17 protein-coding genes are annotated in these 23,344 nt (G+C 73.4%); 12 read left to right on the top strand and 5 right to left on the bottom strand.

Annotated elements, in window-relative coordinates:
* The 4 genes from ABZ573_RS14250 to ABZ573_RS14235 form a co-directional block, all read right to left on the bottom strand.
* The coding region (locus ABZ573_RS14250) for an amino acid adenylation domain-containing protein (RefSeq protein ID WP_358118370.1) at positions 1-2,151 on the bottom strand (2,151 nt) is incomplete at its 3' end.
* A 153-nt stretch (positions 2,152-2,304) separates the two neighbouring features.
* Complete coding sequence (locus ABZ573_RS14245) at positions 2,305-2,907, bottom strand: cysteine hydrolase (protein WP_327028475.1); 603 nt, start codon at positions 2,905-2,907, stop codon at positions 2,305-2,307.
* Positions 2,908-2,918: 11 nt separating this feature from the next.
* Positions 2,919-5,000: a glycogen debranching N-terminal domain-containing protein gene (locus tag ABZ573_RS14240; protein WP_358118368.1), complete on the bottom strand. Its 2,082-nt coding sequence runs from the start codon at positions 4,998-5,000 to the stop codon at positions 2,919-2,921.
* Positions 4,993-5,364 carry an SCP2 sterol-binding domain-containing protein gene (locus tag ABZ573_RS14235; protein WP_151454965.1) on the bottom strand — a complete coding sequence of 124 codons (372 nt, stop codon included), beginning with the start codon at positions 5,362-5,364 and terminating at the stop codon, positions 4,993-4,995. The genes ABZ573_RS14240 and ABZ573_RS14235 overlap by 8 nt, the downstream gene beginning before the upstream one ends.
* A 193-nt stretch (positions 5,365-5,557) precedes the next feature.
* Here ABZ573_RS14235 and ABZ573_RS14230 point away from each other — a divergent pair, with 193 nt between their 5' ends.
* Entirely contained in the window at positions 5,558-6,319 is a 762-nt protein-coding gene (locus tag ABZ573_RS14230) for a sulfite exporter TauE/SafE family protein (protein ID WP_358118365.1), read from the top strand.
* Between the two features lie 93 nt (positions 6,320-6,412).
* Here the strand turns inward: ABZ573_RS14230 and ABZ573_RS14225 are convergent, their stop codons facing one another.
* Positions 6,413-9,109: a sugar-binding protein gene (locus ABZ573_RS14225; protein WP_358118363.1), complete on the bottom strand. Its 2,697-nt coding sequence runs from the start codon at positions 9,107-9,109 to the stop codon at positions 6,413-6,415.
* Positions 9,110-9,526: 417 nt separating this feature from the next.
* Here ABZ573_RS14225 and ABZ573_RS14220 point away from each other — a divergent pair, with 417 nt between their 5' ends.
* From ABZ573_RS14220 to ABZ573_RS14170, 11 genes are all read left to right on the top strand, one after another.
* The gene (locus ABZ573_RS14220; RefSeq protein WP_151454962.1) at positions 9,527-10,690 is read left to right on the top strand and encodes an ROK family protein; all 1,164 of its coding nucleotides are present in this window, start codon (positions 9,527-9,529) and stop codon (positions 10,688-10,690) included.
* Between the two features lie 50 nt (positions 10,691-10,740).
* Positions 10,741-11,790: an extracellular solute-binding protein gene (locus ABZ573_RS14215; RefSeq protein WP_151454961.1), complete on the top strand. Its 1,050-nt coding sequence runs from the start codon at positions 10,741-10,743 to the stop codon at positions 11,788-11,790.
* Between the two features lie 93 nt (positions 11,791-11,883).
* The gene (locus tag ABZ573_RS14210; RefSeq protein WP_151454960.1) at positions 11,884-12,957 is read left to right on the top strand and encodes an ABC transporter ATP-binding protein; all 1,074 of its coding nucleotides are present in this window, start codon (positions 11,884-11,886) and stop codon (positions 12,955-12,957) included.
* Complete coding sequence (locus ABZ573_RS14205) at positions 12,954-14,747, top strand: iron ABC transporter permease (RefSeq protein ID WP_327028470.1); 1,794 nt, start codon at positions 12,954-12,956, stop codon at positions 14,745-14,747. The genes ABZ573_RS14210 and ABZ573_RS14205 overlap by 4 nt, the downstream gene beginning before the upstream one ends.
* Positions 14,735-15,676 carry a creatininase family protein gene (locus tag ABZ573_RS14200; protein WP_358118360.1) on the top strand — a complete coding sequence of 314 codons (942 nt, stop codon included), beginning with the start codon at positions 14,735-14,737 and terminating at the stop codon, positions 15,674-15,676. Before ABZ573_RS14205 ends, ABZ573_RS14200 begins: the two co-directional genes overlap by 13 nt.
* Complete coding sequence (locus tag ABZ573_RS14195; RefSeq protein ID WP_358118358.1) at positions 15,673-16,626, top strand: amidohydrolase family protein; 954 nt, start codon at positions 15,673-15,675, stop codon at positions 16,624-16,626. Before ABZ573_RS14200 ends, ABZ573_RS14195 begins: the two co-directional genes overlap by 4 nt.
* Before the next feature lie 63 nt (positions 16,627-16,689).
* Positions 16,690-18,147, top strand: a complete 1,458-nt coding sequence (locus ABZ573_RS14190; protein ID WP_358118356.1) for a lyase family protein — start codon at positions 16,690-16,692, stop codon at positions 18,145-18,147.
* 40 nt (positions 18,148-18,187) lie between these two features.
* Complete coding sequence (locus tag ABZ573_RS14185; RefSeq protein WP_225852232.1) at positions 18,188-19,117, top strand: ROK family protein; 930 nt, start codon at positions 18,188-18,190, stop codon at positions 19,115-19,117.
* A gap of 271 nt (positions 19,118-19,388) precedes the next feature.
* Positions 19,389-21,809: a carbohydrate-binding module family 20 domain-containing protein gene (locus ABZ573_RS14180; RefSeq protein WP_358118353.1), complete on the top strand. Its 2,421-nt coding sequence runs from the start codon at positions 19,389-19,391 to the stop codon at positions 21,807-21,809.
* A gap of 106 nt (positions 21,810-21,915) precedes the next feature.
* Positions 21,916-22,569 (top strand): hypothetical protein, encoded by a 654-nt coding sequence (locus ABZ573_RS14175; protein ID WP_358118351.1) that lies wholly within the window; start codon positions 21,916-21,918, stop codon positions 22,567-22,569.
* A gap of 43 nt (positions 22,570-22,612) precedes the next feature.
* Complete coding sequence (locus tag ABZ573_RS14170) at positions 22,613-23,257, top strand: dihydrofolate reductase family protein (protein ID WP_151454955.1); 645 nt, start codon at positions 22,613-22,615, stop codon at positions 23,255-23,257.
* Positions 23,258-23,344 lie beyond the last annotated feature (87 nt).

Below are 23,344 nucleotides of genomic sequence, written 5' to 3'. Positions count from 1 at the left end.
GTGGGTGAGGTCGTGGCGGGTGCTGTGGTGGGTGGGCTCGGGGTGGACGATCTGGACGGGGATGCCGTCGTGCTCGGCGAAGGTGGTGCGCAGGACTTCGTGCCGGCGGATGATCTCGTTGATGGCGGTGTCGAGGTGGTCGAGGTCGAGTTCGCCGTCGATGTGCCAGGCGGTCTGGGTGTTGTAGGCGGTGGACTTCGGGTCGAGGGTGTGCAGGAACCACAGGCGTTGCTGCGCGAACGACAGGACCCGACCCGGCGACGAGGTCTTGCCGCCCGGCGGGACGAGGGCCGGATCCGGCTCGCTCGGTTGCCCGGTGCCGGACACGACCGGATCGTCCTCGCCGCCGGTCGACGGGTCGGCCGTCACCTCGGCCCGTAGGCGGTCGGCCATCGCGGCCACGGTCTGCGCCTCGAACACGATCGCGGCGGGAATCGGCAGCCCGAACCGCTCGCGCAACCGGACGGCGACCATCGTGGCCCGCAGCGAGTGCCCGCCCAGGGAGAAGAAGTTGTCGTCGCGGCCCGGTGACTTGCCGAGCACCTCCGCCCACACCTGCGCCACCCGCCGTTCCAGGTCGTCGCGGGGCGCCTCGCTGACCTGCTCCGCCGGCGCGGGCAGCGCGGCCCGGTCCAGCTTGCCGTGCGGGGTGAGCGGCAGGGCGGCGAGACGGACCCACGCGGCGGGAACCATGGTCGCCGGCAGGTACCGGGCCGCGTGCTCGGCCAGCGTCGCGTCGTCCGGACCGACCTCGGGCACGACGTAGCCGACGAGCCGGGGGCCGGCCGTGCCCTCGTGCACACGGACCGCGGCGGCCCGTACGCCCGGATGACGCAGCAGCACGCTCTCGATCTCACCGAGCTCGATCCGGTGGCCGTGCAGCTTCACCTGGTCGTCGACCCGGCCGGCGAAGTGGTAGGTGCCGTCCGGTAGCTGACGCGCCAGGTCGCCGGTGCGGTACAGGCGGCTGCCCGGCGGCCCGTACGGGTCGGGCGGGAAGCGCTCGGCGGTCAGGGCGGGACGATCGTGGTACCCCCGGGCCACCCCCGGCCCACCGATGAACACCTCGCCCAGGCTGCCGGCAGGCACCGGACGCAGGTCGTCGGTGAGCAGCCGGATGGCGGCGCCCGCGGCCGGATGCCCGAGCGACGGCGGCCCGTCGCCCTCGACCGCCACCTCCCCGGCCATCGCCAGCACGGTGGCCTCGGTGGGTCCGTACAGGTTGACGGTGGTGAACGCGTGCTCGGGGCGGGGGCGGGCCAGCAGCTGCTGGCCCCCCGCGCCGAGGATGCGCAGTGCCCCGTCGGGCGGCGCCGGCCGGGTCAGCACGGCCTCGGCGAGCGGGGTGGGCAGCGTCGCCGAGGTGATCGCGTGCGCGGCGAGCCAGTCCACCAGCCGGTCGGGGTCGACCCGGATCTGGTCGTCGGGCATCCAGAGGCTGGCGCCGGCCACCAGCGGCGCCCAGATGTCCCACACCGAGGCGTCGAAGCCGGGGGAGAACAGGTGCAGGCAGCGGTCGTCGGGACCGAGGCGCTCCGCGTCGGCCCGCCACCGGGCCAGCCCGCGCAGCGAGCCGTGCTCGACCATGACCCCCTTCGGCAGGCCGGTGGACCCGGAGGTGTAGATCACGTACGCGAGGTCACCCGGGCCGACCGGCACGGCCGGCGGCCGGTCGGGGTACGCGGCGAGCGTGGCCCGGTCGTCGTCGAGCAGGACGACCGGGGTGCCCGGAACCACCAGGTCGGCCCGGACCAGCGACCGTACGGTGACGAGCACCCGCGCCCGGGAGTCGGTGAGCATGTGCCGGACCCGCTGCGGAGGGTAGCCGGCGTCGATGGGCAGGTACGCGGCGCCGGCGGTGAGCGCCGCCAGTACGCTGACGATCCCGTCGACACCGCGGGGCAGCAGGACGGCGACGAGGTCACCTCGGCGTACCCCGGTTGCCCGCAGGTGCCGGGCCAGCCGGTTGCTGCGTGCGCGCAACTCCCCGTAGGTGACGAGGGCGTCGTCCGTGCCCAGCGCCAACGCGTCGGCGGGATGCCGGACGATCGCCTCATGGACGAGGTCCGCGTGGTGTGGCTCGCCCCCGGCGGGCTGGCCGGACGGCCGGGCGGGGACGGGGGGCGCTGACCAACCGCTTTCCTTGATCATGATGCGCCGGATGCTGCCAGCGCGGCACGTCCGTCGTCAATGCAAACGGGCCGGGCTAGGGGCTGTCCGGGCAGTTGTCGGGGCTGGCTGGCCGCCCGCCGGAACGGCCCGGCCGGGGCGGCCGCCGGGCGACGGGCCGCCCGGCCCGACGGCTCACCTCGACAGGCGGTCGACGGCCTCGGCGGTGGTGACCACCTCGCCGAGTTGGCCCAGCGTCTCCAGGCTGGCCCGGTGTGCCTCGTCGGTCGCGGCGGTGCACGCGTCGGAGACCACCACCGGCCGGTAGCCGTGGTTGACCGCCTCGAACACGGTGCCGGTGACGGAGAGGTTGGTGGCGACACCGGTGAACAGGACGGTGTCCACGCCCCGGCGCCGCAGCACGGTGTCGAGTTCGCTGCCGAAGAAGCCGGTGAGCCGGACGAGGGTGATGACGACGTCACCGGCCTCCGGCGCGAGTTCATCGACGATCCGGGCCTTCGGCGCGCCCTCGAGGTAGGCCTGCCGCTCCCGGACCATGGCGAAGCTGGGCGTGTTGGGGATGAGGTCCGGGTATCCGGGCCGGTACGCGACCCGCGTGTAGACGACGAGGCCGCCACTCGCGCGCACCGCCGCGGCGACCTGCGCCGCGTACGAGGCGACGCGGTGCCGGGAGACCTGCTCGGCGAAGAACGGACCGAACACCCCGTCGGGACTGACGACCTCGTGCTGCCAGTGGACGCCGACGACGGCGGTCCGCATCGGGTCGAGTTCTCGCATCGTCCCTCCCGTCACGGGGCGGAGAGCTGCTGCGGCGCCGGCTGGTGGCCGCGTCCGCCCGCGCCGGCCGGCCCTCTGCCGTACGCGTCGAGGCGCCCCCACCGCCCGGGAATGTCGAGCAGCGCCACGAAGTCGAGACTAGCGGGCAGAGCGGGCCTGATCACGAGGTCTTCGCCGACCGGTTGCAGCCCGAGCATCGTGCGCAACAGCAGCAGGGTGGCCCCGGCGGACCACGCCTGCGGGCTGCACGCGGTGGGATAGTTGACCGGATACTTGGTCTCGGCCCGGGGGTAGCCAGCGAACGCCTCGGGCAGCCGGCCGTCGTAGAAGACCGCCGCGTCCAGGATCCCGGCGGCGATCCGGGCCGCCTCGTCGGCGTAGCCGTAGCGGCGCAGGCCCCAGGCGATGAACGAGTTGTCGAACGGCCAGATCGTCCCGACGTGGTACCCGATCGGGTTGTAGCGGCTCGCGCTCTCGGCCAGCGTGCGCACCCCCCAGCCGCTGAACAGCGCGGGCGACATCAGGTGTCGCGCCAGGGAGGCGGCCTTCGACTCGTCGACGATGCCGCTCCACAGCAGGTGGCCGATGTTGGACGACAGCGCGTCCACCTGGCGGCCGTCACCGTCGAGCGCGAGGGCCATGTACTCGCCGTCGGCGACCCAGAAGTCGCGGTTGAAGCGCTGCCTGAGCTCGGCGGCGTCCCGTTCCAGCCGGTCCGCGTACGTCGGGTCGTTCCAGATCGTCCGGGCTAGCCGGGCGGTGCGCATCTTCGCGTCGTACGCGTACCCCTGCAACTCGCAGGTCGCCCTGGGGAAGCCGGGCAGCCGCCCGTCCTGGTACGAGATGCCGTCCCAGGAGTCCTTCCAGCACTGGTTCTCCAGTCCGTTGCGGGTGTTGCGCCGCTCGTAGGAGATGTAGCCGCTGCCCGTCAGGTCGGCGTAGTGGTCGATCCAGTCGATCGCCGCCCGCGCCTCCTGTTCGACCGAGCGGACGAGCGCGGCGTCGCCGGTCCAGCGCTCGTACTCGTCGAGCAGCACCAGGAACAGGGGAGTGGCGTCGGCGCTGCCGAAGTAGGGCGTGTGCGGCGTCTCCTCGAAGACGCTCATCTCCCCGTACCGCATCTCGTGCAGGATCCGGCCGGGCTCCTCCTCCCGGAAGTCGTCGACCCGGCTGCCCTGCCGGAGCGCGAGCACCCTGAGCGTGGTGGCGGCGAGATCGGGCGCGAACGGCAGCGCCTGGAGGCTGGTGAGGATGCTGTCCCGGCCGAACAGGCTCATGAACCAGGGCAGGCCGGCGGCCGGCACGCTCCGGTCCTCGGCGAGGAACGGGCTGAACCGCAGCGCGGCCAGGTCGATCAGGCTGCGCCGGTACGCGCCGCGCAGGGGCTCGAAGCCGGATTCCAGCCGGGGCGCCTCCGCCAGCCAGTCCTTGAGCCGGCGCTCCTTGTCCCGGCCGCGCGCCCGTCCCGGAATCGTGAGCCGCTCCAGCCCTCGCGGCATCGGGAGGTCCGGCTCCGCGGTCAGCCTGGTCCGCCACCTGCCGTGCGGTTCGAGGTGGACCGCGAACGTCAGGCCGTCCTCGTCCAGTTCGGCCGGCGTCGTCGCGGAGACGATCGTCTCCCGCCGGAACCGTTCCCGCTCGTAGCCGAGGACGAGGCGCCCGCCGTCGACGCGCCGGTAGTGCCGCCCCTTCTTCCGCGCCGTCGCGTCCTTGACCTCGAAGACGTCCGCGAAGTCGGCGTCCACCTCGACCCGGACGCTCAGGTCGACCGGCTGGCCGGCATGGTTGGTGATGCTCAGCTCCTCGTGCAGGCCGGCGTCGAGCGTGTGTGCCCGCCGCACCGAGAGCGTGCTGTTGACGTAGACGTCCTGGTGGCCGGGGACCAGGTAGAACCGGTTCTCGAAGTAGTGGATGTCGTCGATGGCGAGGGTGCTCAACCGCTCCCCGTCGATCGTGAGCACCCACTTCGACAGCAGGCGCGTGTCGTGGGCGAAGAGGCCGAGCGGAGTGTCGGGCGACGGGAGGATGTCGCCGGCCCGGTCGCAGACCAGGAAGGTGGTGCCGTCCAGGATGCCCACCTGGTCGTCACTCATGGCCGCCTCCCCGGCGGCGCGTGCCCCGGGACGTGGGCGGCGGCGGAAAGAGCTTCCGGACGGTCGCGAAGAGCCGGGGGCTGCCCGCCACGGCCGCCTCGCCGCGCAGCACAGTGGTGAGGAAGTACGCCTCCCCGCTGGCGATGCGGTCGAACACCGCCCGGTCCGCCTCGACGACCGCGTCCCCGCCGGTCGCCTCCTCCGAGACCCTGACGTCGCCCTTGTCGATGGAGACCAGCCAGTGCGCGGTCCGGCCGTCGCGGCTGATGTCGAAGCGCACGCTGCCCTCGTCGATCGCCCTGAGCCGGCGGTCGTGCCCACGGCGCGCGAGGCCGTGGAAGAAATCCTCGGTGGCATCCGCCATCGTGACCCTCCTCACCGGCCACCATTCCCCGGAAACGCCGCCACCGCCTCACCCGGAGAAGGTGAACTTCGCGCGGCCCCACCGGGGGTCGCGCCCACCGCCGGCCGGCCCCGAGCCGTCCCGCGCGTGGCGGGCCGGACGGCCCGGCCGACACCCGCCCCGCCGCCGGGCATCGCCACTAGCCTGGGATCCGATGGATCCCATCCAGGCGACGCTGCTCGTCGCCGCCGGTGTCGCCACGGGCGCCTTCAACGCGGTCGCGGGCGGCGGTTCCCTGATCGCCTTCTCGGCGCTGATCGCTGCCGGCATCCCGCCGCTCACCGCCAAGCTGACCAGCACCGTCGCCGTCTTCCCCGGCAACGTGGCGAGCGTCGCCGGAGGGTACCGGGACCTGCCGCCCCGCGGAGACGTCCGGCGCGTCCTGCCCGCGGCGGTCGTCGGTGGCGTCGTCGGCTCGGTGCTGCTGCTGGTGACGCCGAGCCGCGTCTTCGACGCGATCGTGCCGTTCCTGGTGATCGCCGCGTCGGCCGTCCTCGGTCTGCGGGGTCGGCTGGACGGCCTGGCCCGGCGCTCCGTCCTGCGGCACGGGCGGGAACACCCGGCGGCCCTTCAGGTGTCCGTCGCCCTGAGCGGCGTCTACGGCGGCTACATCGGCGCGGGGTTCGGCATCGTCCTGATCGCCGGCCTGGCGCTCCTGCAGCGCGAACCGCTCACCCGGACGGTCGCCTTCAAGAACCTGCTGTCGGCCGTCATCTCGTTGACGGCGGTGGTGCTCTTCGTCCTCTTCGGCACCGTCAACTGGGCGGGGGTGGCGATCCTCGCCCCGGCCACCGTCGTCGGCGGCTACGTCGGTGCCCGGCTGCTCCGCAGACTCCCCGGCGGCCCGCTCAGGGCGGTGGTCGTCGCGTTCGGGGTGGTCTTCGGGCTGTTCCTGCTGGGGCGCAACGTCCTGTAGACCGCGCCGCCGCGCGCCCGACCGACACTCGGCCCCGACGACGGGACGGGCCCCCGCCATCCGCGCGGATGACAGGGGCCCGTCCCGCACCGGTCAGGTCAGCGGGACCTGGCGCGCGAGCGCGGCGCCGCCGGCCTCGAAGGCCGCCAGGACCGAGGTGGGCGTGCCACCGGTCGCCGGAACCACGACGGTCACCGGCCGGCCGGAGGACACCTGCACCGAGCGCTCACCGAGCGACCGGTCGCCGTCGGCGGTGTGCAGGTACACCGTGCCGGCGCGGTCGGCCCGGACGGTCACTCGCACGCCGCCGGCCACCTGCCGCTGGTCGGTCAGCCGCAGCGCCCGCTCGGGCAGCCGGGTGACGGCGGCCGGAGCCACGCCGTCCACCGCCGACTGCGCGATGGTCTGCGGGCTGTGCACGCTGCGGGCGGCGGTGTCCGGGAAGACCGGGGCGCTGGGCTGCCGCTGGGCCGGGGTGAGGCCGGGCAGGGTGACCAGGCCGTAGCGGTACGGGTCGGCCCGGACGCCGGTGAAGGTGGACCAGCCCAGCCGGGACTGGGAGCTGAGGTCCTGGGTGTCCGAGTCGTACACCAGCACGTTGAAGCCCATCCGCGCCGGGTCGATGGCGTCGGGCAGCACCGCGAACGGGATGCGCGCCTCGATGGTGTAGCCGGTGTACGGCGCGGTGACCTTGCTGACGACGGTCATCCCCGGGGCGGTCGTGGCGCCCGGTCCCTGCCGGTTGTCGGCGTCGCGCTGCCAGCACGGCGGGTCGCCGTTGGCGGGGTCGTCGGTGACCGGGAAGATGCCCGCCTTGAACACGGTGGAGGTGTCCGTCGAGTTCCCCTTCGGGTCGACGATGATCTCCACGCTGTCGGTTCGCCGCTGCCGCTTGCAGTCCTGCGGCACCACCTTCTTGCCGAGCACGTCGTCGGTGACCTGTACGAACACGACGAGCGCGTCCTCGGTGAAGGCGATCCGGCCGGTGGCCGAGGCGTCCTGTGGCGTGGTGGCCTGTCCCTCCCAGATGCGGGACAGGTCCAGCTCCTCGCCGGGGTACTCGCCCGGGGAGGCCACCCCGTCGACGGCGTGGTCGTGCCCGGCGTGCGGCACCTCGCTGGTCGGCACGATCTCCAGGGCGCCGGTCTCCACGGTGCTGCCGGCGGCGCTGGTGGTGGTGATGGTGATGCCGTAGTCGCCGCCGTCGCCGCCCTCGTTGGCGGTCGGCAGGCTGGCGTCGCTGTTGGTGACGGTGAAGGTGACCGCCCCGGTCGCGCCCGGCGCCAGGGAGGCGTAGCTCTTGGTCGCCGCGTCGGCGGTGAAGCCGGCCGGCAGGCCGAGGGCGACGGTGCCGCTCTGGGCGCTTTCGCCGTGGTTGCGCAGGTCGACCCGGACCGTCCGGCTCTTCCCGGAGCCGAGGGTCAGCACCGGCTTGATCAGGGTGTCCAGCTGCGGGTAGCCGCTGTCGCCGGCCCAGGTGCGGAACAGCCCCACCTCGGGCAGCGGCTCCAGGGTGCCGCGCACGTCGGCGACCACCCGGACCGCGCGGTCCGTACGGCCGGTGCCCTGCCCGGTGCTCAGGGACGCGCCGACGAGGTGCTGCTCGTTGGTGTCGGCGCCGGCGGGGACGGTCACGGTGAAGGTGACGGTCCGCTCCTTGCCGGCCGGTACGGCGCCGCGCACCGCGCCGGAGCCGCTGGCGGTCCAGCCCTGCGGCAGCCGCAGGGAGACCCGGGGCGAGGTGAGGGCCCGGTTGCCCGGCGCCCGCACGTGCGCGGTGACCTCGACGCTCTGCCCGGGGGCGAGGTCGAACCGGTCGGCGGTCAGGTAGAGCTCGGTGCCCTTGGGCAGCCCACCGGCGGCCGGGGGCAGGACCGAGCCGCGCAGGATCGCCTCGGGCGAGGTGTCCGCCGGGTCGTACGGGACGCGGCTGTCGACCAGGGTGTAGAAGTCGCAGCGGATCTTCGCAGGATCGGTGGGGGCGGCGGCGGTGTTGGCCCAGCCCTGGGTCACGTAGTCCCGGCGGGCGTCGACCTCGACCTCGGCCCAGGTCTTGCCGCCGGCGCTGCGGGCGCCCTCCCAGACGCCGAACACCTGGTCGGTCGGGACGGCCGGCACGAAGCCGGTGGCGCACTGCGGCCCGGTCGTCGAGCTGCCGGTGCCGCCCGTACGCAGGAACTTCGCCGCCCGGAACGGCTTGAGCCCCTCCTTGGTGACCTGCTCCGGGAACGCCTTCGGGTCGGCGGCGGCGTGGAACGCCTCGGCGGCGAAGCGGGCGGCCTGCTGGTGGTTGCCGTGGTTGCCGGGCGTGGGCGACGGGTTCATCGTCATGACGATCTCGGGCCGGGTCTGCCGGATCACCCGGACGATCTGGGCGAGGGTGTCGTCGTGCCCCCAGATCTGCTCGGACAGGGGCGCGGACGCGGTGTACCAGAAGTCGACGCGGTCGAGGTTGTAGAGGTTCTCCACCCCGGCGCGGCCGATCGCGGTGCGTTCCTCGCGCTCGCGGATGATGCCCAGCGGCGGGCCCTCCTCCAGGCCGACGGCGTTGCCGCCGCCCTCGCCGCGGGTGATGGTGACGACGCCGGCCTTGGCGCCGTGCTTCTCCTTCCACTGGCCGAGGGTGGCGAGGCTGCCGGCCTCGTCGTCGGGGTGCGCGCTGACGAAGAGGACGTCCAGGTCGACGGCGTCGGTCGGCCGGGCGTCGGGGGGTGCGGCGAGGGCCACGGCCGGTGTCCCGGACAGGGCCAGGGCGAGCGCCGTGGGTAGCAGGAACGCCTTGAGACGCATGCGGATCCTTTCGCGTGACGCGAGGTCCGGGCAGCGGCCGGCGACGTCGGACGCGGGGCGTCGACGTGGGGGTCGCGGTCGGACGGTGAGAGGGCGGGCAGGGGCGCCGGGGCACGAGGGAGCGCCGGCGTCACCTCAGGTACGCAGCGGCACGGGGGTCCGTACACACTGGAAGGCCTTCGCCCGGTGACGCTAGGGACCGGCGCGGCGGCCCGTCAATGCTTTGCAAGGTCTTTCTTTATTTGCGAAAGAAACTAACCCCCCGCCATCCGAGGTGTTGCGGGCGGTGAGTGCGCCCGTCCGGCGGCCTCCCCGAGGCCCAAGGAAGGGCGTTTCTGCTGCTCAAGAAGGAGGCCGCAAGGTAACGAGACGGTTTCGTTACTTGACTCGATAGTTCGTTCGCCGTAGGAAGGAAGTGTGACTGACGTGGTGACGCCACCAACGAGCCCGGTGAGCCGGGAGCGGTCGAAGGAGATCAAGCGGTTGTCCGTGATCTCCACCGCCCGCCAGGTGCGGGTGCTCTCCCGCGCCGAGCTGACCGAGCTCACCGGGCTGAGCCCCGCCACGCTCACCCCGCTCGTGCGCGAGCTGATCGCCGAGGGGTACCTCATCGAGCGCGGCCCGGGGACCTCCCGCACCGGCCGGCCACGGGCGATGCTGGAGTTCAACCCGCGGGCCGAGCTGGTCGCCGCCGTCTCCCTGGAGCCGTCCCGGATCAGCTGCGAGATCGCCGACAGCGACGGCGCCGTCATCGCCCACCGGGCGGTCCGGCTCGCCGGCGACATCGTCGACACCATCTGTCGCTCGGTGCCCGAACTCGCCGGCGACGGACTGCCGGCGCTGCGCGGGGTGGCCATCGCCGCGCCCGGCATCTCCACCGGCGGCGCCGTGCGCCTCGCCCCCTCGGTCGGCCTCGTCGAGGGCCGGCCGGTGGGGGAGTCGGTGCAGCGGCGGCTCGGGGTGCCGGTGGTGGTGGACAACGACGTGAACCTGATGGCGGCCGGCGAGCACGCCGTCGGCGCGGGCAGCGACGTCGCCGACCTGCTGCTGCTGCACGTGGCCGACGGCATCGGCGCCGGCCTGGTGCTCGACGGGCAGGTCCGCCGGGGCGCCGGCGGGGCCGCCGGCGAGGTCGGCTTCCTGCCACTGGACCCGACCGATCGGGGTCACGACGGGATCGGTCCGTTCGAGGCCCGCTGGTCGGAGAACGCCATCGCCGAGCGGATGGTGGCGCTGGCCCCCGGGCGGCGGCCGGACTCGCCGGTGGCCGACCTGGTGGCGCTGGCGGCCATCGACGACCGGGCCGCCGCCTACCTGGACGACGTGCTCGCGGCCTGGTCGCGGCTCATCGTCTCCTGCGTCTGCGTCGTCGACCCCGGGCGGGTGCTGCTCAGCGGGGCCGCCGCCCACCTCGACGACGCCGCCGTCGACCGGCTCCAAACGCTGGTCACCGCCGCCGCGCCGAGCAGCACCGAGGTGCGCCGGGCCGTGCTCGGCGACCGGGCGGTGCTGCACGGGGCGGTCAGCTACGCCCTCTCCGCGGCTGCCGCCGGCATGCCGACACTGCTGCCGACTCCTTGACCACACACCACGCACACCGCAGTTCCCCCCACACCCCTCGGAGGTACCCCATGAGACGTCGACTTCTCCTCGCCGGTGCGCTCGCCACCGTGCTCGCCGCCGGCACCGCCTGCGGCGGCGGCGGTGGTGACGACACGGCCGGCGGCGCGAGCGCCGAGAAGCTGACCATCTACACGGCCCGCGACAAGAAGGTCTCCACCTACGTGGTGGACCAGTTCACCGCCAAGTACCCCGAGTACAAGGGCAAGGTCGAGATCCTCAACCTGGGCGCCCAGGAGATCCTGGAGCGGGTCCGGGCGGAGAAGGCGAACCCGCAGGCCGACGTCTGGTGGGGCGGCACCCAGCAGGGGCTCTCCGCCGGCGCCGGCGAGGACCTGCTGACCTCCTGGCAGCCGGCGTTCGCCGCGAAGATGGACCCGAAGTACAAGGACGCCGAGGGCCGCTGGTTCGGGGAGATCCTGCTCCCCGAGGTCATCATGTACAACAACAAGGCGCTCACCCCGGAGCAGGCCCCGAAGGACTGGGACGACCTGCTGAAGCCGGAGTGGAAGGACAAGATCATCATCCGGGACGTGGCCGCGTCCGGCACGATGCGGTCGATCTACGCCGCCATGATCATGCGGCAGTCCCCGGACGGCAGCAACCCGCAGCCCGGCTACGACTGGCTGAAGAAGCTCGACGCCAACACCGGCGCGTACGCGGCCAACCCGACCGACCTCTACCTGAAGCTCTCCCGCCAGCAGGGCGTGCTCAGCGCCTGGAACCTCCAGGACGTCCTGCTCCAGGCCAACCAGTCGAACATGCCGTTCGGCTACGTGATGCCCGCCTCCGGCGCCCCGGTGCTGGTCGACGGCATCGCCGCGGTCAAGGGCGGCAACACCACCGGCGCCCAGAAGTTCATGGAGTTCCTCTTCGACGACAAGCTCCGCGCCGACCTGGCCAAGGACTACTACCAGATCCCGGCCGTGGACATCGCCGAGAAGCCGGAGTGGCTGGCCCAGCTCGGCCTCAAGCCGCTGGACGTCAACTGGGACGTGATCGGCAAGAACGAGACCGAGTGGATCAACCACTGGAACGGCCAGATCAAGAACAAGGGCTGACCGCCCGGGCGTCCCGGGGGCGGGCCCGTCCCGCCCCCGCGCCCCCACCCTGACGACCGTCCAGGTCCGGTACCGCACGAAGGAGAGGACCTCATGATCGATGTCACGCTCGAGTCGGTGAGCAAGCGCTTCGCGCGCGGCGGCGACACCGCGGCCGTGGACGACGTCGACATCACCATCGCCGCCGGGGAGTTCTTCACGCTGCTCGGCCCGAGCGGCTGCGGCAAGACCACCACCCTGCGCATGGTGGCCGGGTTCTACTTCCCCACCTCCGGCCGGATCCGGTTCGGCACCGAGGACGTCACCCGCCGGCCGCCGAACAAGCGCGACACCGGCATGGTGTTCCAGAACTACGCCCTCTTCCCGCACATGAGCGTGGCGCAGAACGTCGCGTACGGCCTGAAGATCCGCAAGGTCGGGCGGGTCGAGGCGCGGCGGCGGGTCGAGGAGGCGCTCGGCCAGGTGCACCTCGCCGGCTACGGCGACCGGCGCATCGACGAGCTCTCCGGCGGCCAGCAGCAGCGCGTCGCCCTGGCCCGGGCGCTGGTGATCCGGCCCCGCACCCTGCTGCTCGACGAGCCGCTGTCGAACCTCGACGCCAAGCTGCGCGAGGAGACCCGGGTCGAGATCCGCCGCATCCAGCGCGAGGCCGGCACCACCTCCATCTACGTCACCCACGACCAGGCCGAGGCGATGGCCATGTCGGACCGGATCGCGGTCATGCAGTCCGGCCGGGTGCAGCAGATCGGCGCCCCGCAGGAGATCTACCACCGCCCGGCGACCAGCTTCGTGGCCCGCTTCATCGGCCGCAGCAACGTGCTCACCCTGCCGGTGGTCGCCGCCGACGCGCAGAGCGTCACCGTGGGGCTGCCCGCCGGCGGCGAGATCACCGCGCCCGCCCCGACCGACCATGGCCTGCGCCAGGGCGACACCGCGTCGGTGTCCGTCCGGCCCGAGCACATCGGGCTGACCTCGGCCACCGAGGCGGGCGCGCTGCCCGGCCGCGTCACCGAGGTGGAGTTCACCGGCATGGCGACCAACCTCGTGGTCGACGTGGCCGGCGAGCCCGTGCAGGTCGCCGCGATCGACGTGCCGGCCGGGATCGCCGCCGGCGACCAGGTCGGGCTGCGGCTGAACCGGGAGCGGATGTGGGTGGTGCGCCCGTGAGCACCCTCCCCGCCACCCCCAGCCCGGCGACCGTCGCGCCGATCACCGGCGAGCCGACGCCGCCGCGCGGCCCGCGCCGCCGGCTCGCCGAGCGGTTCGCCGGGGGCACCGGCTCGCGCTGGTTCCCGTACGTCCTGGTCTTCCCGCTCGCCCTGATCCTCTTCGGGTACGTGGTGCAGCCGATGTTCGCCACCTTCGCCGAGAGCGTCGGCGTGGACGGGGTGGAGAACTACGGCAGCTTCGTCACCGGCGGCGGGGTCGCCCGGTCCTCCCTGGTCACCTCGCTGATCATCTCCGCGGCCAGCGTGCTGCTCTGCGGCGTCGTCGGCGTGGCGATGGCCTTCCTGCTCAAGCGCTTCTCGTTCCCCGGCCGCAAGCTGATCGAGGCGATCATCCTGGTGCCGGCGGCGCTGCCGCCGCTGATCGGGGCGATCTCGTTCCAGCTGCTCTACAGCGAGACCGGCATCCTGCCGCGCGGCCTCCAGCAGCTCTTCGGCGCCGAGAACCCGGTGCTGCCGTTCAGCGGCATCGCGGGCGTGCTGGTCGTGCACACGTTCACCATGTACCCGTACTTCTACCTGTCCGCCTCGGCCGCGCTGTCGGGCATGGACCCGTCGGTGGAGGAGGCGGCGTACAACCTGGGCGCCGGCCGGGTCCGCGTGTGGCGCACGGTGCTGCTGCCGATGCTCACCCCGGCGCTGGTCTCCGCCTCGCTGCTGGTCTTCATGACCTCGCTGGCGTCGTACACCGCCCCGCTGCTGTTCGGGGTGGACCAGACGATGACCATGCAGATCTACATCAACCGCACCAACGGCGACCTGCCGATGGCCTCCACGTACGCCTCGGTGCTCGGCGTGGTCTCGGTGCTGTTCCTGCTCGGCATGCGCTGGTACGAGGGGCGGCGCAGCTACCGCTCCCAGTCCAAGGGCGTCGCCGCGCACCGGCGCGAGATCACCAACCCGCTGGGCAAGTGGCTCGCCCTGGCCGCCTCGGTCCTGGCCACCGCGGTCCTGCTCGCGCCGGTGGCGACCATCGCCCTGGTCGCGTTCTCCGAGGACGGCTCCTGGACCACCGAGGTCATTCCGGCGGCGTACACCACGCAGAACTTCGTCACGATCTTCTCCGACCCGGCGGCGTTCCAGCCGATCCTCAACTCGTTGCAGATGAGCCTCATCGCCACCGTCGCCTGCGTCGTCGTCGGCGTGCTCATCGCGTACGCGGTGCGCCGGCTGGACTTCCGCGGCCGGGGACTGCTGGACGTGGCGGTCATGCTGGCCTGGGCGCTGCCCGGCACGGTGGTGGCGATCAACCTGATCTCGGCGTTCAGCACGGGCAACGCGTTCAGCTTCGGACAGGTGCTGATCGGCACCTTCTGGATCATGCCGCTGGCGTACTTCGTGCGGTTCCTGCCGCTGGTGTTCCGGTCCAGCTCGGCCACCCTGGCGCAGATCGACCCGTCGCTGGAGGAGGCCGCGCGCAACCTGGGCGCGTCCTGGTGGCGGGCGTTCGGCACGGTCACCCTGCGGCTGATGCTGCCCGGCGTGGTGGCCGGCGCGCTGCTCGCCTTCGTGCACGGCGTCGGCGAGTTCGTCGCCTCCGTGCTGATCTACACCTCCGAGACCGCGCCGATCTCCGTCGAGATCAACAACCGGATGTACTCGTTCGAGGTCGGCACCGCCGCCGCGTACGGCATGCTCCAGGTTGTCCTGATCTTCGTGGTGATGGTGGTCTCCGGTCGCCTGGAGGGCGGCCGGCGCTCCAGTCGGGAGGCGGCCAAGTGGACGGCGTGAGCGCGGCCTGGCCGACGGGCGGCGGGCTGGTCCCCGCCGCCCGGATCCCCGGCGGGGAACTCGCGGCGGTCGCCGAAGCGGCGGACTTCGCGGTGCTCCCGGTCGGCGCGGTCGAGTGGCACGGCCCGCACCTGCCGCTCGGCACCGACCTGATCCTCGCCGAGGGCTTCGCCGCCGAGAGCGCGATCCCCGGCGGCGACGGCGCGGCGGCGCCCGGCGACGGCGGCACGACTCCGGCCGGCGATCGGGCCACGGCGGCGGGCCCGCGCGGGGTGCTCTTTCCCGCCGTGCCGTACGCCGCCTGCCCCGGCCAGACCCGGCCGTGGCCCGGCACGGTGTCGATCCGGCCCGAGATCGCGGTCGGCTACCTCGCCGACGTGATCGAGGGGATCGTGGCCGCCGGCTTCCCCCGCCTGCTGATCGTCAACGGACACGACGCGAACATGTCGACCGTCCGCGCCGCCATGGAGTGGGTCTCCGGGCGGCGCACGGCGAGCCTGCTGCTGGTCAACTGGTTCCAGCTGGTCACCCCGGCCGAGACCGCCGAGCTGTACGGGCCGCTGCCGGCGCGCGGGCACGGCGGCGCGTACGAGACCTCCGGGGTGCTCGGCTTCGACCCCGACGCGGTCCGCCTCGACGCGGTCGCCGACCTGCCGCCGAAGCCGAAGCTGCCGGTGACCCACCCGTACGTGCTGGTGGAGTCCCGGCCCGACCCGTGGCAGGGCTGGTCCGGGCACATCTCGCTGGCCGGCGAGGAGGCGGGCCGCCGCGTCCGGCAACTCGCCGGGACGCGGCTGCGCGAGGTCGTCGCCGCCTGGGTGGCCGCCCCGCCGCCCGCCCCGCCCACCGACGCCCCGCTGCCCGCCGAAGTGGCACCGGCCGCGGACGCGCCGTCGGCCGGCGGGCCCGAGCCCGAGGAGGCGCCGTGACCGTCGACCGTGGACTGGACGTCGTCGACTTCCACCTGCACTTCCGCATCGGCGCCGACGAGACGATCCGGGCCTGCGAGCACGCCGCCGACATGCACCCCGGCGGCGAGCACGAGCGGGCGGTCCGCGCCGCCGCTTCCGCCCCGTACGCGCGGCAGTGGCGGCAGGCGTGGGGCTTCCCCGACCCGGAGCCGCCCGCCGAGCGCTGGCAGGACGAGGCGGACCGCTGGGCCGAGGAGCTGCGCGCGGTGAACGTGCGCCGGGCGGTCTTCGTCACCGGCGGCGGCAACGACACCGTCGCCGACGTGGTGGACCGCCACCCCGACCTGCTGCTCGGCTTCGCCCACCACGACCCGTACGGCGCGGGCGCCGCCGCCGAGCTGGAACGCGCCGTCACCGAGCGCGGCCTGCGCGGGCTGAAGCTCTTCGCCCCGCTGCTGCGCGGCCCGCTCGACGACGAGTCCCTCGACCCGCTCTGGGGCGCCGCCCAGCGCCTCGGCGTGCCCGTGCTGATCCACATCGGACACTACGGCAGCGCCGGCGGCCTCTCCCACGGCCGGTACGGGGGCCCGGACGAGCTGGCCCGGATGGCCCGCCGCTTCCCCGAGCTGGCCGTGGTGGTGCCGCACTTCGGCGTCCAGCACGTGCAGGACCTGCTCTTCGCCGCGTGGGGCTGCCCGAACATCCACGTCGACACCTCGGGGTCGAACCAGTGGGTGCGCTGGATGCCGTACAAGCTGACGCTGGACGAGCTGTTCCGGCGCTGCTACGAGACCATCGGCCCGCACCGGATCGTGTTCGGCAGCGACTCGTCGTGGTTCCCGCGCGGGTACGTCACCCGCTACCTCGACGACCAGCTGCGGATCTGCCGCGAGCTGGGGCTGCCCGACGACCACCTACGCGCGATCTTCGCCGGGAACGCCGAGCGCCTGCTCGGCCTGGACGACTGACCGGCTGACGCCCGGGAGCGGCGCGTGACGCCGAGCCCGGCACGGAAGGAAGTAGAGACCGTCATGAGCACACCCGCGCTGACCACCTATCAGCGGCACCACCTCCGGCCGACCTACGACCACCACGTCGGGTACCTCTTCCCGGCGATGGTGCGGGCCAGCCAGGCCCACGTGGTGATGCTGGTCGAGCAGGGGCTGGTGCCCGCCGAGCGGGGCGCCCGGCTGCTGCGCGGGCTGGCCGAGCTGCGCGCCGACACCTCCGGCGCGCCGGAGTTCGACGGCACCTTCGAGGACACCTACTACCTGATGGAGAAGCGGCTGGCGCAGGCGTGCGGCATCCCCACCTCCGAGCTCGACGTGCAGATGGCCCGCAGCCGCAACGACCTCGACGCCGGGGTGTTCCGGATGCTGCTGCGCGAGCAGCTCCTCGGCGTGCTCGACCGGGTGCTCGCCGCCGGCGCGACCGCACTGGACTCCGCGCACCGGTACGCCGACGTGGTGATCACCGGCTACACCCACCGCCGGCCGGCGCAGCCCACCACCATCGGGCACGCCCTCGCCGGCTACGCCGAGGCCCTCGCCGGGGAGGCCGTCGCCTACGCCGAGCTGATCGACCAGCTCAACGTCTCGCCGCTGGGCTCCTGCGCCTTCGCGGGCACCGACCTGGACATCGCCCCCGCCCGGGTGGCCGAGCTGCTCGGCTTCGACGGCCTGGTCATCAACTCGTACGAGGCGGTGGCCGGCGCCGACCACCTCGTGCGGGTCGGCACCCTCAACGCCCAGGCCCTTGCGACCGGCGCCCGGCTGGCCCGCACCCTCATGGACTGGCTGAGCTGGCGCTGGGTGAGCACGCCCGGCGACTTCACCCAGGGCAGCAGCATCATGCCGCAGAAGCGCAACCCGGTGGTGCTGGAGCACCTCGTCTCGATGGCCGGCGCCACCGCCGCCGACGCCGCCAGCGTGCTCAACAACGTCGGCGCCGCCTGGTGGGAGGACTCCAACAACGCCACCACCGACGTGCAGGTGCGGCTCTGGGAGAGCAACGACCGCACCGACCGGTTCTTCGCCCTGCTCGGCGGCTTCCTCGCCGAGATCGAGCCGCTGGAGCCGCCGTCGGCCGAGGAGATCGTCGCCTCCGGCGCCACCACCACCGCCGCGGCCGACGCGCTGACCCGGCACGGGGTGCCGTTCCGGGCCGCTCACTCGGTCGTCGGCCGACTGGTCCGGGGCGGGGCCCCGGCCACCTGGACCGCGCAGACCGTCCGGGCGGCGGCGGAGGGGATCGCCGACGGGCTCGACGACGACGCTGTCGCCGACCTGATCGCCGCCGCCGTACGTCCGGAACTGGTGCTCGACCGCGCCCAGGTCGACGGCCCCGGCGCGGACGCGGTGCGGGCCCAGGTGGCGGTGCTGCGCGGCACGTTCGACGCCGTCGCCGGCCGGCTGGCCGCCGTCCGCGACCGCCTCGCCGCCGCCGACGAGGCGCTGGACGCGGTCGCCGCGCAGGGGGCGGCCGGATGAGCGCGCGGGACGCGGCGGCCGGGGGCGTGGAGGTGGTCCGGTGAGCGTGCGACTCGCCGGCCGGGCCGCCCAGTCCGCGTCGCCGGCCGGTGACGCGGGCGTGCTGCTCGGCATCGACTTCGGCGGCACCAAGATGGCGGTCGGGGTGGCCGACGGCGAGGGCCGGCTGCTGGCCCGCGAGCGGGTGCCGACGTACGCCGAGCGGGGTGCCCCGCAGGCCCTGGACCGCGCCCTGGCGCTGGCCGCGAAGCTGGTGGGGGAGGTCGGCGCGCCGGTCGCGGCGGCCGGGATCGCCTCGCCCGGCGTGGTCCGCTCCGACGGCATCGACCTGGCGCCGAACGTGCCCGGCTGGGACGGGCTGCGCCTGGCCGACGCGGTCCGGGACCGGCTGGCGGTGCCGGCGGTGGCGGTCGACAACGACCTGAACGCCGCCGCCCTGGCCGAGCTGCGGCTCGGCGCGCTCCGCGACGCCGACCCCGGTCTGGTGGTGGGCCTGGGCACCGGCGTGGCGGCGGCGGTCACGGTCCGCGGGTCGGTGCTGGCCGGCCACCACGGGGCGGCCGGCGAGATCGGGTACGCCGTGGCCGGTGGCCCGTGGCCGGGCACGATGCTGGAGCTGGGCTTCTCCGGCCGGGCGCTGGACCGGCTCGCCGAGTCGCTCGGCGTGCCGGGCGGAGCGCGGGGGCTGGCCGCCGCCGCCGAGCGGCCCGGCCCGTCCCGGGACGCGCTGACCGCCCGCGCCGACGAGCTGGCCCGGCACCTGGTCACCTGCTGCCTGCTGCTCGACCCGCAGCGGGTGGTGCTGGTCGGCGGGGTGGCCGGCAACGCGTTGATCCGCGGCCTGCTGGGGGAGCGGATGGCGGCGGTCCTTCCGTACCCGCCGGAGGTGGTGCTGTCGCGGTTCGCCGACGACGCCGCGTTGCTCGGCGCGGTCATCCTCGCCCGCGAGGCGGTGCCGACCCCCCGCTGACCGGCCCGGCCGGCGCCGCCGTCGGGCCCGGCGGCCCTTGCAAGGATTTGCAGAGCACGAAGCCGACGATCCACCATGGATCGTCGGCTTCGTGGCTTTTGGGGGCTATGGACGAGACCTGTCGGGGCCCGTCGGCAATGTTGCCATGAAATTTCGAGAAGTTTGCTGCAAGGTATTGCAGGGCCTGCTGTCGATCGAGCATTGTCTTTGCTACCCGGACGGCCGTCCTCTCGTCAGTGCCTCTTCGTCCCCGGAAGTAGGTCCTTCTGTCATGGCACGATCGACACCGCCCCTGCGCGCCCGCATCTCCCGCCTGCTCCTCGCCGCCGCCGTCGTCGCGTCCGGCGCCACCCCGCTCGTGGCGACCGCCGCCGCGCCCGCCCGCGCCGCCGTCGCCCTCAACGACAGCGAGGTGACGGCCAACCTGTGGGAGTGGAACTGGAACTCGGTCGCCGCGGCCTGCACCGACCACCTCGGCCCCGCGGGCTACGGCGCCGTCCAGGTCGCGCCGCCCCAGGAGTCGGTGAGCCTGCCCAACAGCGCCGACGGGGCGCACCCCTGGTACGAGGTGTACCAGCCCGTGTCCTACAAGCTGGACAGCCGGTTCGGTAACCGCCAGCAGTTCGCCGCCATGGTCACGGCGTGCCACGCCGCCGGCGTGCGCGTCTACGTCGACGCGGTCGTCAACCACATGGCCGGCGTCAACAACGCGGCCGGCACCGTCGGCTACGCCGGCACCACCTTCACCGGCTACGACTACCCGGCGGTGCCGTACGGCCACGGCGACTTCCACCACCCCGGCGACAACTGCCCGACCTCCGGCGGCATCACCGACTGGAACAACGAGTCCCAGGTGACCAGCTGCGAGCTGCTCTCCCTGTCCGACCTGTACACCGAGAAGGAGCAGGTCCGCAACAAGATCGCCGCGTACCTCAACGACCTCATCGGACTGGGCGTGGACGGGTTCCGCGTCGACGCGGTCAAGCACGTAAAGAAGGCCGACTTCGCGGCCATCCTCGGCAAGCTGAACAACACCGTCGCGGAGAACAAGCGCCCGTACGTCGCCCAGGAGATCTTCGACGGCGCCTCCAACGACGCGCTCAAGGCGCGGGCGTTCATCGGCAACGGCGACGTGCTCGATTTCGGGTACGCCAAGGGCCTGCGCTCCAGCTTCCAGGGCTCCATCGCGAACCTCGCCAACGTTCCCAACTGGAACCTCGACGCGCCCAGCGCCAACGTCTTCGCCATGGTCACCAACCACGACCTCGAACGCGACGGGGTGGTGCTGTCCTACAAGAACGGCAGCGACTACACCCTGGCCAACTACTTCGCGTTGGCGTACCCGCACGGTAAGCCCTCGGTCTACGACAGCTTCACCTGGTCGAACCGCAACCAGTCGCCGCCGGCCACCGGCAGCGGCCACGTGACCGACACCGTCTGCGGCGGCGCCTGGACCTGCCTGACCCGGTCCACCGGGATCAAGGGCATGGTCGGCTGGGCCAACACCGCCCGCAACGTCAAGACCATCTCGGACTTCACGGTCGTCAACAGCAACGTCATCGGCTTCCACCGGGGCGACCGCGGGTGGATCGGCATCAACGACTCCGCCGCCGCCAGCACCGCCCAGTTCGTCACCGGCCTCGCCGACGGCGCGTACTGCGACGTCATCTCCGGCGCCGCCACCGCCGCCGGGTGCACCGACGCCACGGTCACCGTGACCGGCGGCCGGGCCACCGTCACCATCCCCGCCAACGGCGCCATCGCCATCCACGCCAACGCCCGGGGCGGCCCCGCCGCGAAGGTGGCCACCACGTTCACCGCCACCGCCGCGCTGCCCGCCGACCGCACGCTGCACCTCGTGGGCGACACCCCCGCGCTCGGCAACGGCAACCCGGCCAGCTCCGTGCCGCTCACCCGCACCGCCACCGGCTCCTGGACCACTACCGTCGACCTGCCGGCGGCCACCGCCGTCTCCTACCGGTACCTGGTCAAGAGCGGAACCACGGTGGTCGAGCAGGAGGCCGCCAGCCGCACCTTCACCACCCCCGCCGGCGGTACGACGACCCGGACCGACGCCTACGTGCCGGGGCCCGTGGGGGACACCGTCGCCACGACCTTCACCGTCACCGCCACCGTGGCCGCCGGCCAGGAGGTCTACGTCGTCGGCGGCGTCCCGGCGCTGGGCAACTGGGCGCCGGCGAACGCGGTGCGGCTACCCGCCGCCGGTGGGGTGTTCCGCGGCGTGGTCGACCTGCCCCGGTCCGCCACCGTCGAGTACAAGTTCGTCAAGAAGACCGCGGCCGGGGTCGTCACCTGGGAGTCCGGCGCGAACCGGAGCCTCACCACCCCGGCGGGCGGCATCCACACCGTCACCGAGACCTTCCGCGGCGACACCGCCGGGCCGGTCGCCACCGCCTTCCACGCCACCGCCACCACCTCATTCGGCCAGAACGTGTACGTCGTCGGCAACCTGCCCGCCCTCGGCGGCTGGAACCCCGCGAACGCCGTCGCGCTCTCCCCGGCCGACTACCCGATCTGGCGGGCCACCGTCAGCCTGCCGCCGAACACCGCCGTCGAGTACAAGTACCTGAAGAAGAACGCCGACGGCTCCGTCACCTGGGAGTCCGGCGGCAACCGGAGCTTCACCACCCCGGCGGGCGGCACCCACACCCGCACCGACACCTGGCGCTGACGCCACCGGTGGCCGGCCCCGACGGGGCCGGCCACCCGGCCGTCCGGGCCGCGCGTCGCCGCTCGCGGGTCGGGCGTCGCCCCCGCGGTGGCTACCATGGCTGCCCATGGACGAGACCTGGCACGCGCTGTGCGCCACCCCGATCGACGAGGTGCGCCGGCGCGCGGCGATCGTCAGCGAGCTCACCTTCCACGCGCCGACCACTGTCGACGGGGCGGAACGGTTCGCCTGGGACGACGGCGGTGGGCAGTCGACCGTGTGGCACTTCGTCCCGGACGGGCGCGCGCTGCTGCTGACTTTCGGCCCCGAGGCGGATCTCAGCGTGGGCTGGGACGAGTACGCCGCGCAGGAGGCGCTCTACGGCGACGTCCCCGAGGACCTGGTCCGCCTGGTGCGCGACCGTCCGGCGAACAAGCGGTTCGGCGCCGTCGTCGACGTGCCGACCGGCCGCACGATCCACTGGGCCTGCGGCGTGTTCTGGTTCGACGGCGAGCAGTGGCGGGTCGCCGAAGGCCTGCTGGACCACTGCGACGAGACCGGCATCGACCCGATGATCGGATCCGAGTTCGCCTACTGCCTGGGCGTCTACCGCTTCGGCCGGGACTTCCTCACCCCGGAGGCCGTCGTCGCGGACACGGAGCACGGCTGGTACGTCGACGCCGACGAGGGCGACGAGCTGCCCGCCGTCCGCGAGATCTTCGCTCGGCACGCCGCAGGGCGCGCGGTCACCCGTCTAGACCCGGTCCGTGACCTATCGTGAGTGCCGAGTGCCGGATCCAACACCAACTCACCGGGGGTGGGACGTGGGCCTGATCCACATCGAACTGTTCGCGACCCTCGACCTCGTCGGGCAGGCGCCCGGTGGCCCCGACGAGGACCCGGTGGGGTTCCCGTTCGGCGGCTGGCAGGCGCCCCTGCTGGACGCGGTCTCCGGGGCGCAGGTCGGTGCCGCCTACGAGGGCACCGACGCCCTCCTGCTCGGCCGGCGGACGTACGACATCTTCGCCGCCTACTGGCCGCACCAGGAGGGCGGCGAGGACGACGAGATCGCCACGCTCTTCAACCGGGTCCCGAAGTACGTGGCCTCCCGCGGCAGGCCCGACCTCTCGTGGGCCGGGTCCACGCAGCTCGGCCCGGATCTGGCCGCCGCGGTACGCGAGATCCGCGACCGGCACGAACACGTGAAGGTCGTCGGGAGCCTGGACCTGGTGCAGACCCTCCTGCGCGAGAAGCTCTTCGACCGTCTCGACCTCTGGGTGCACCCGATCGTGCTCGGCGTCGGGAAGAAGGTGTTCGACGGTGGCGCGGTGCCCACGAACGTCACCCTGCTCGAACCGCCGGTGGCCGGCCCGAAGGGCACCGTCTACCTGCGCTACGGGCTCGCGGACGGCACGCCCGCGACGGGGGACATGAGCGCGCCCGATCGCGGTGCCGGACGCGACGACTGAAGCCGCCCGACAGGTGGCCCGGACGGGCCGCCGGATTGTCGGGCCCTCGTCTCATACTGGCCACCAGGCTGCCCCCGGTCGCACGAG

Origin of the sequence: Micromonospora sp. NPDC007220, from assembly GCF_040634035.1 — a bacterium.
Classification (GTDB): Bacteria; Actinomycetota; Actinomycetes; order Mycobacteriales; family Micromonosporaceae; genus Micromonospora; species Micromonospora reichwaldensis.
Note: the sequence above shows the minus strand (reverse complement) of the source record. Positions and strands in the feature narration are given on the sequence as shown.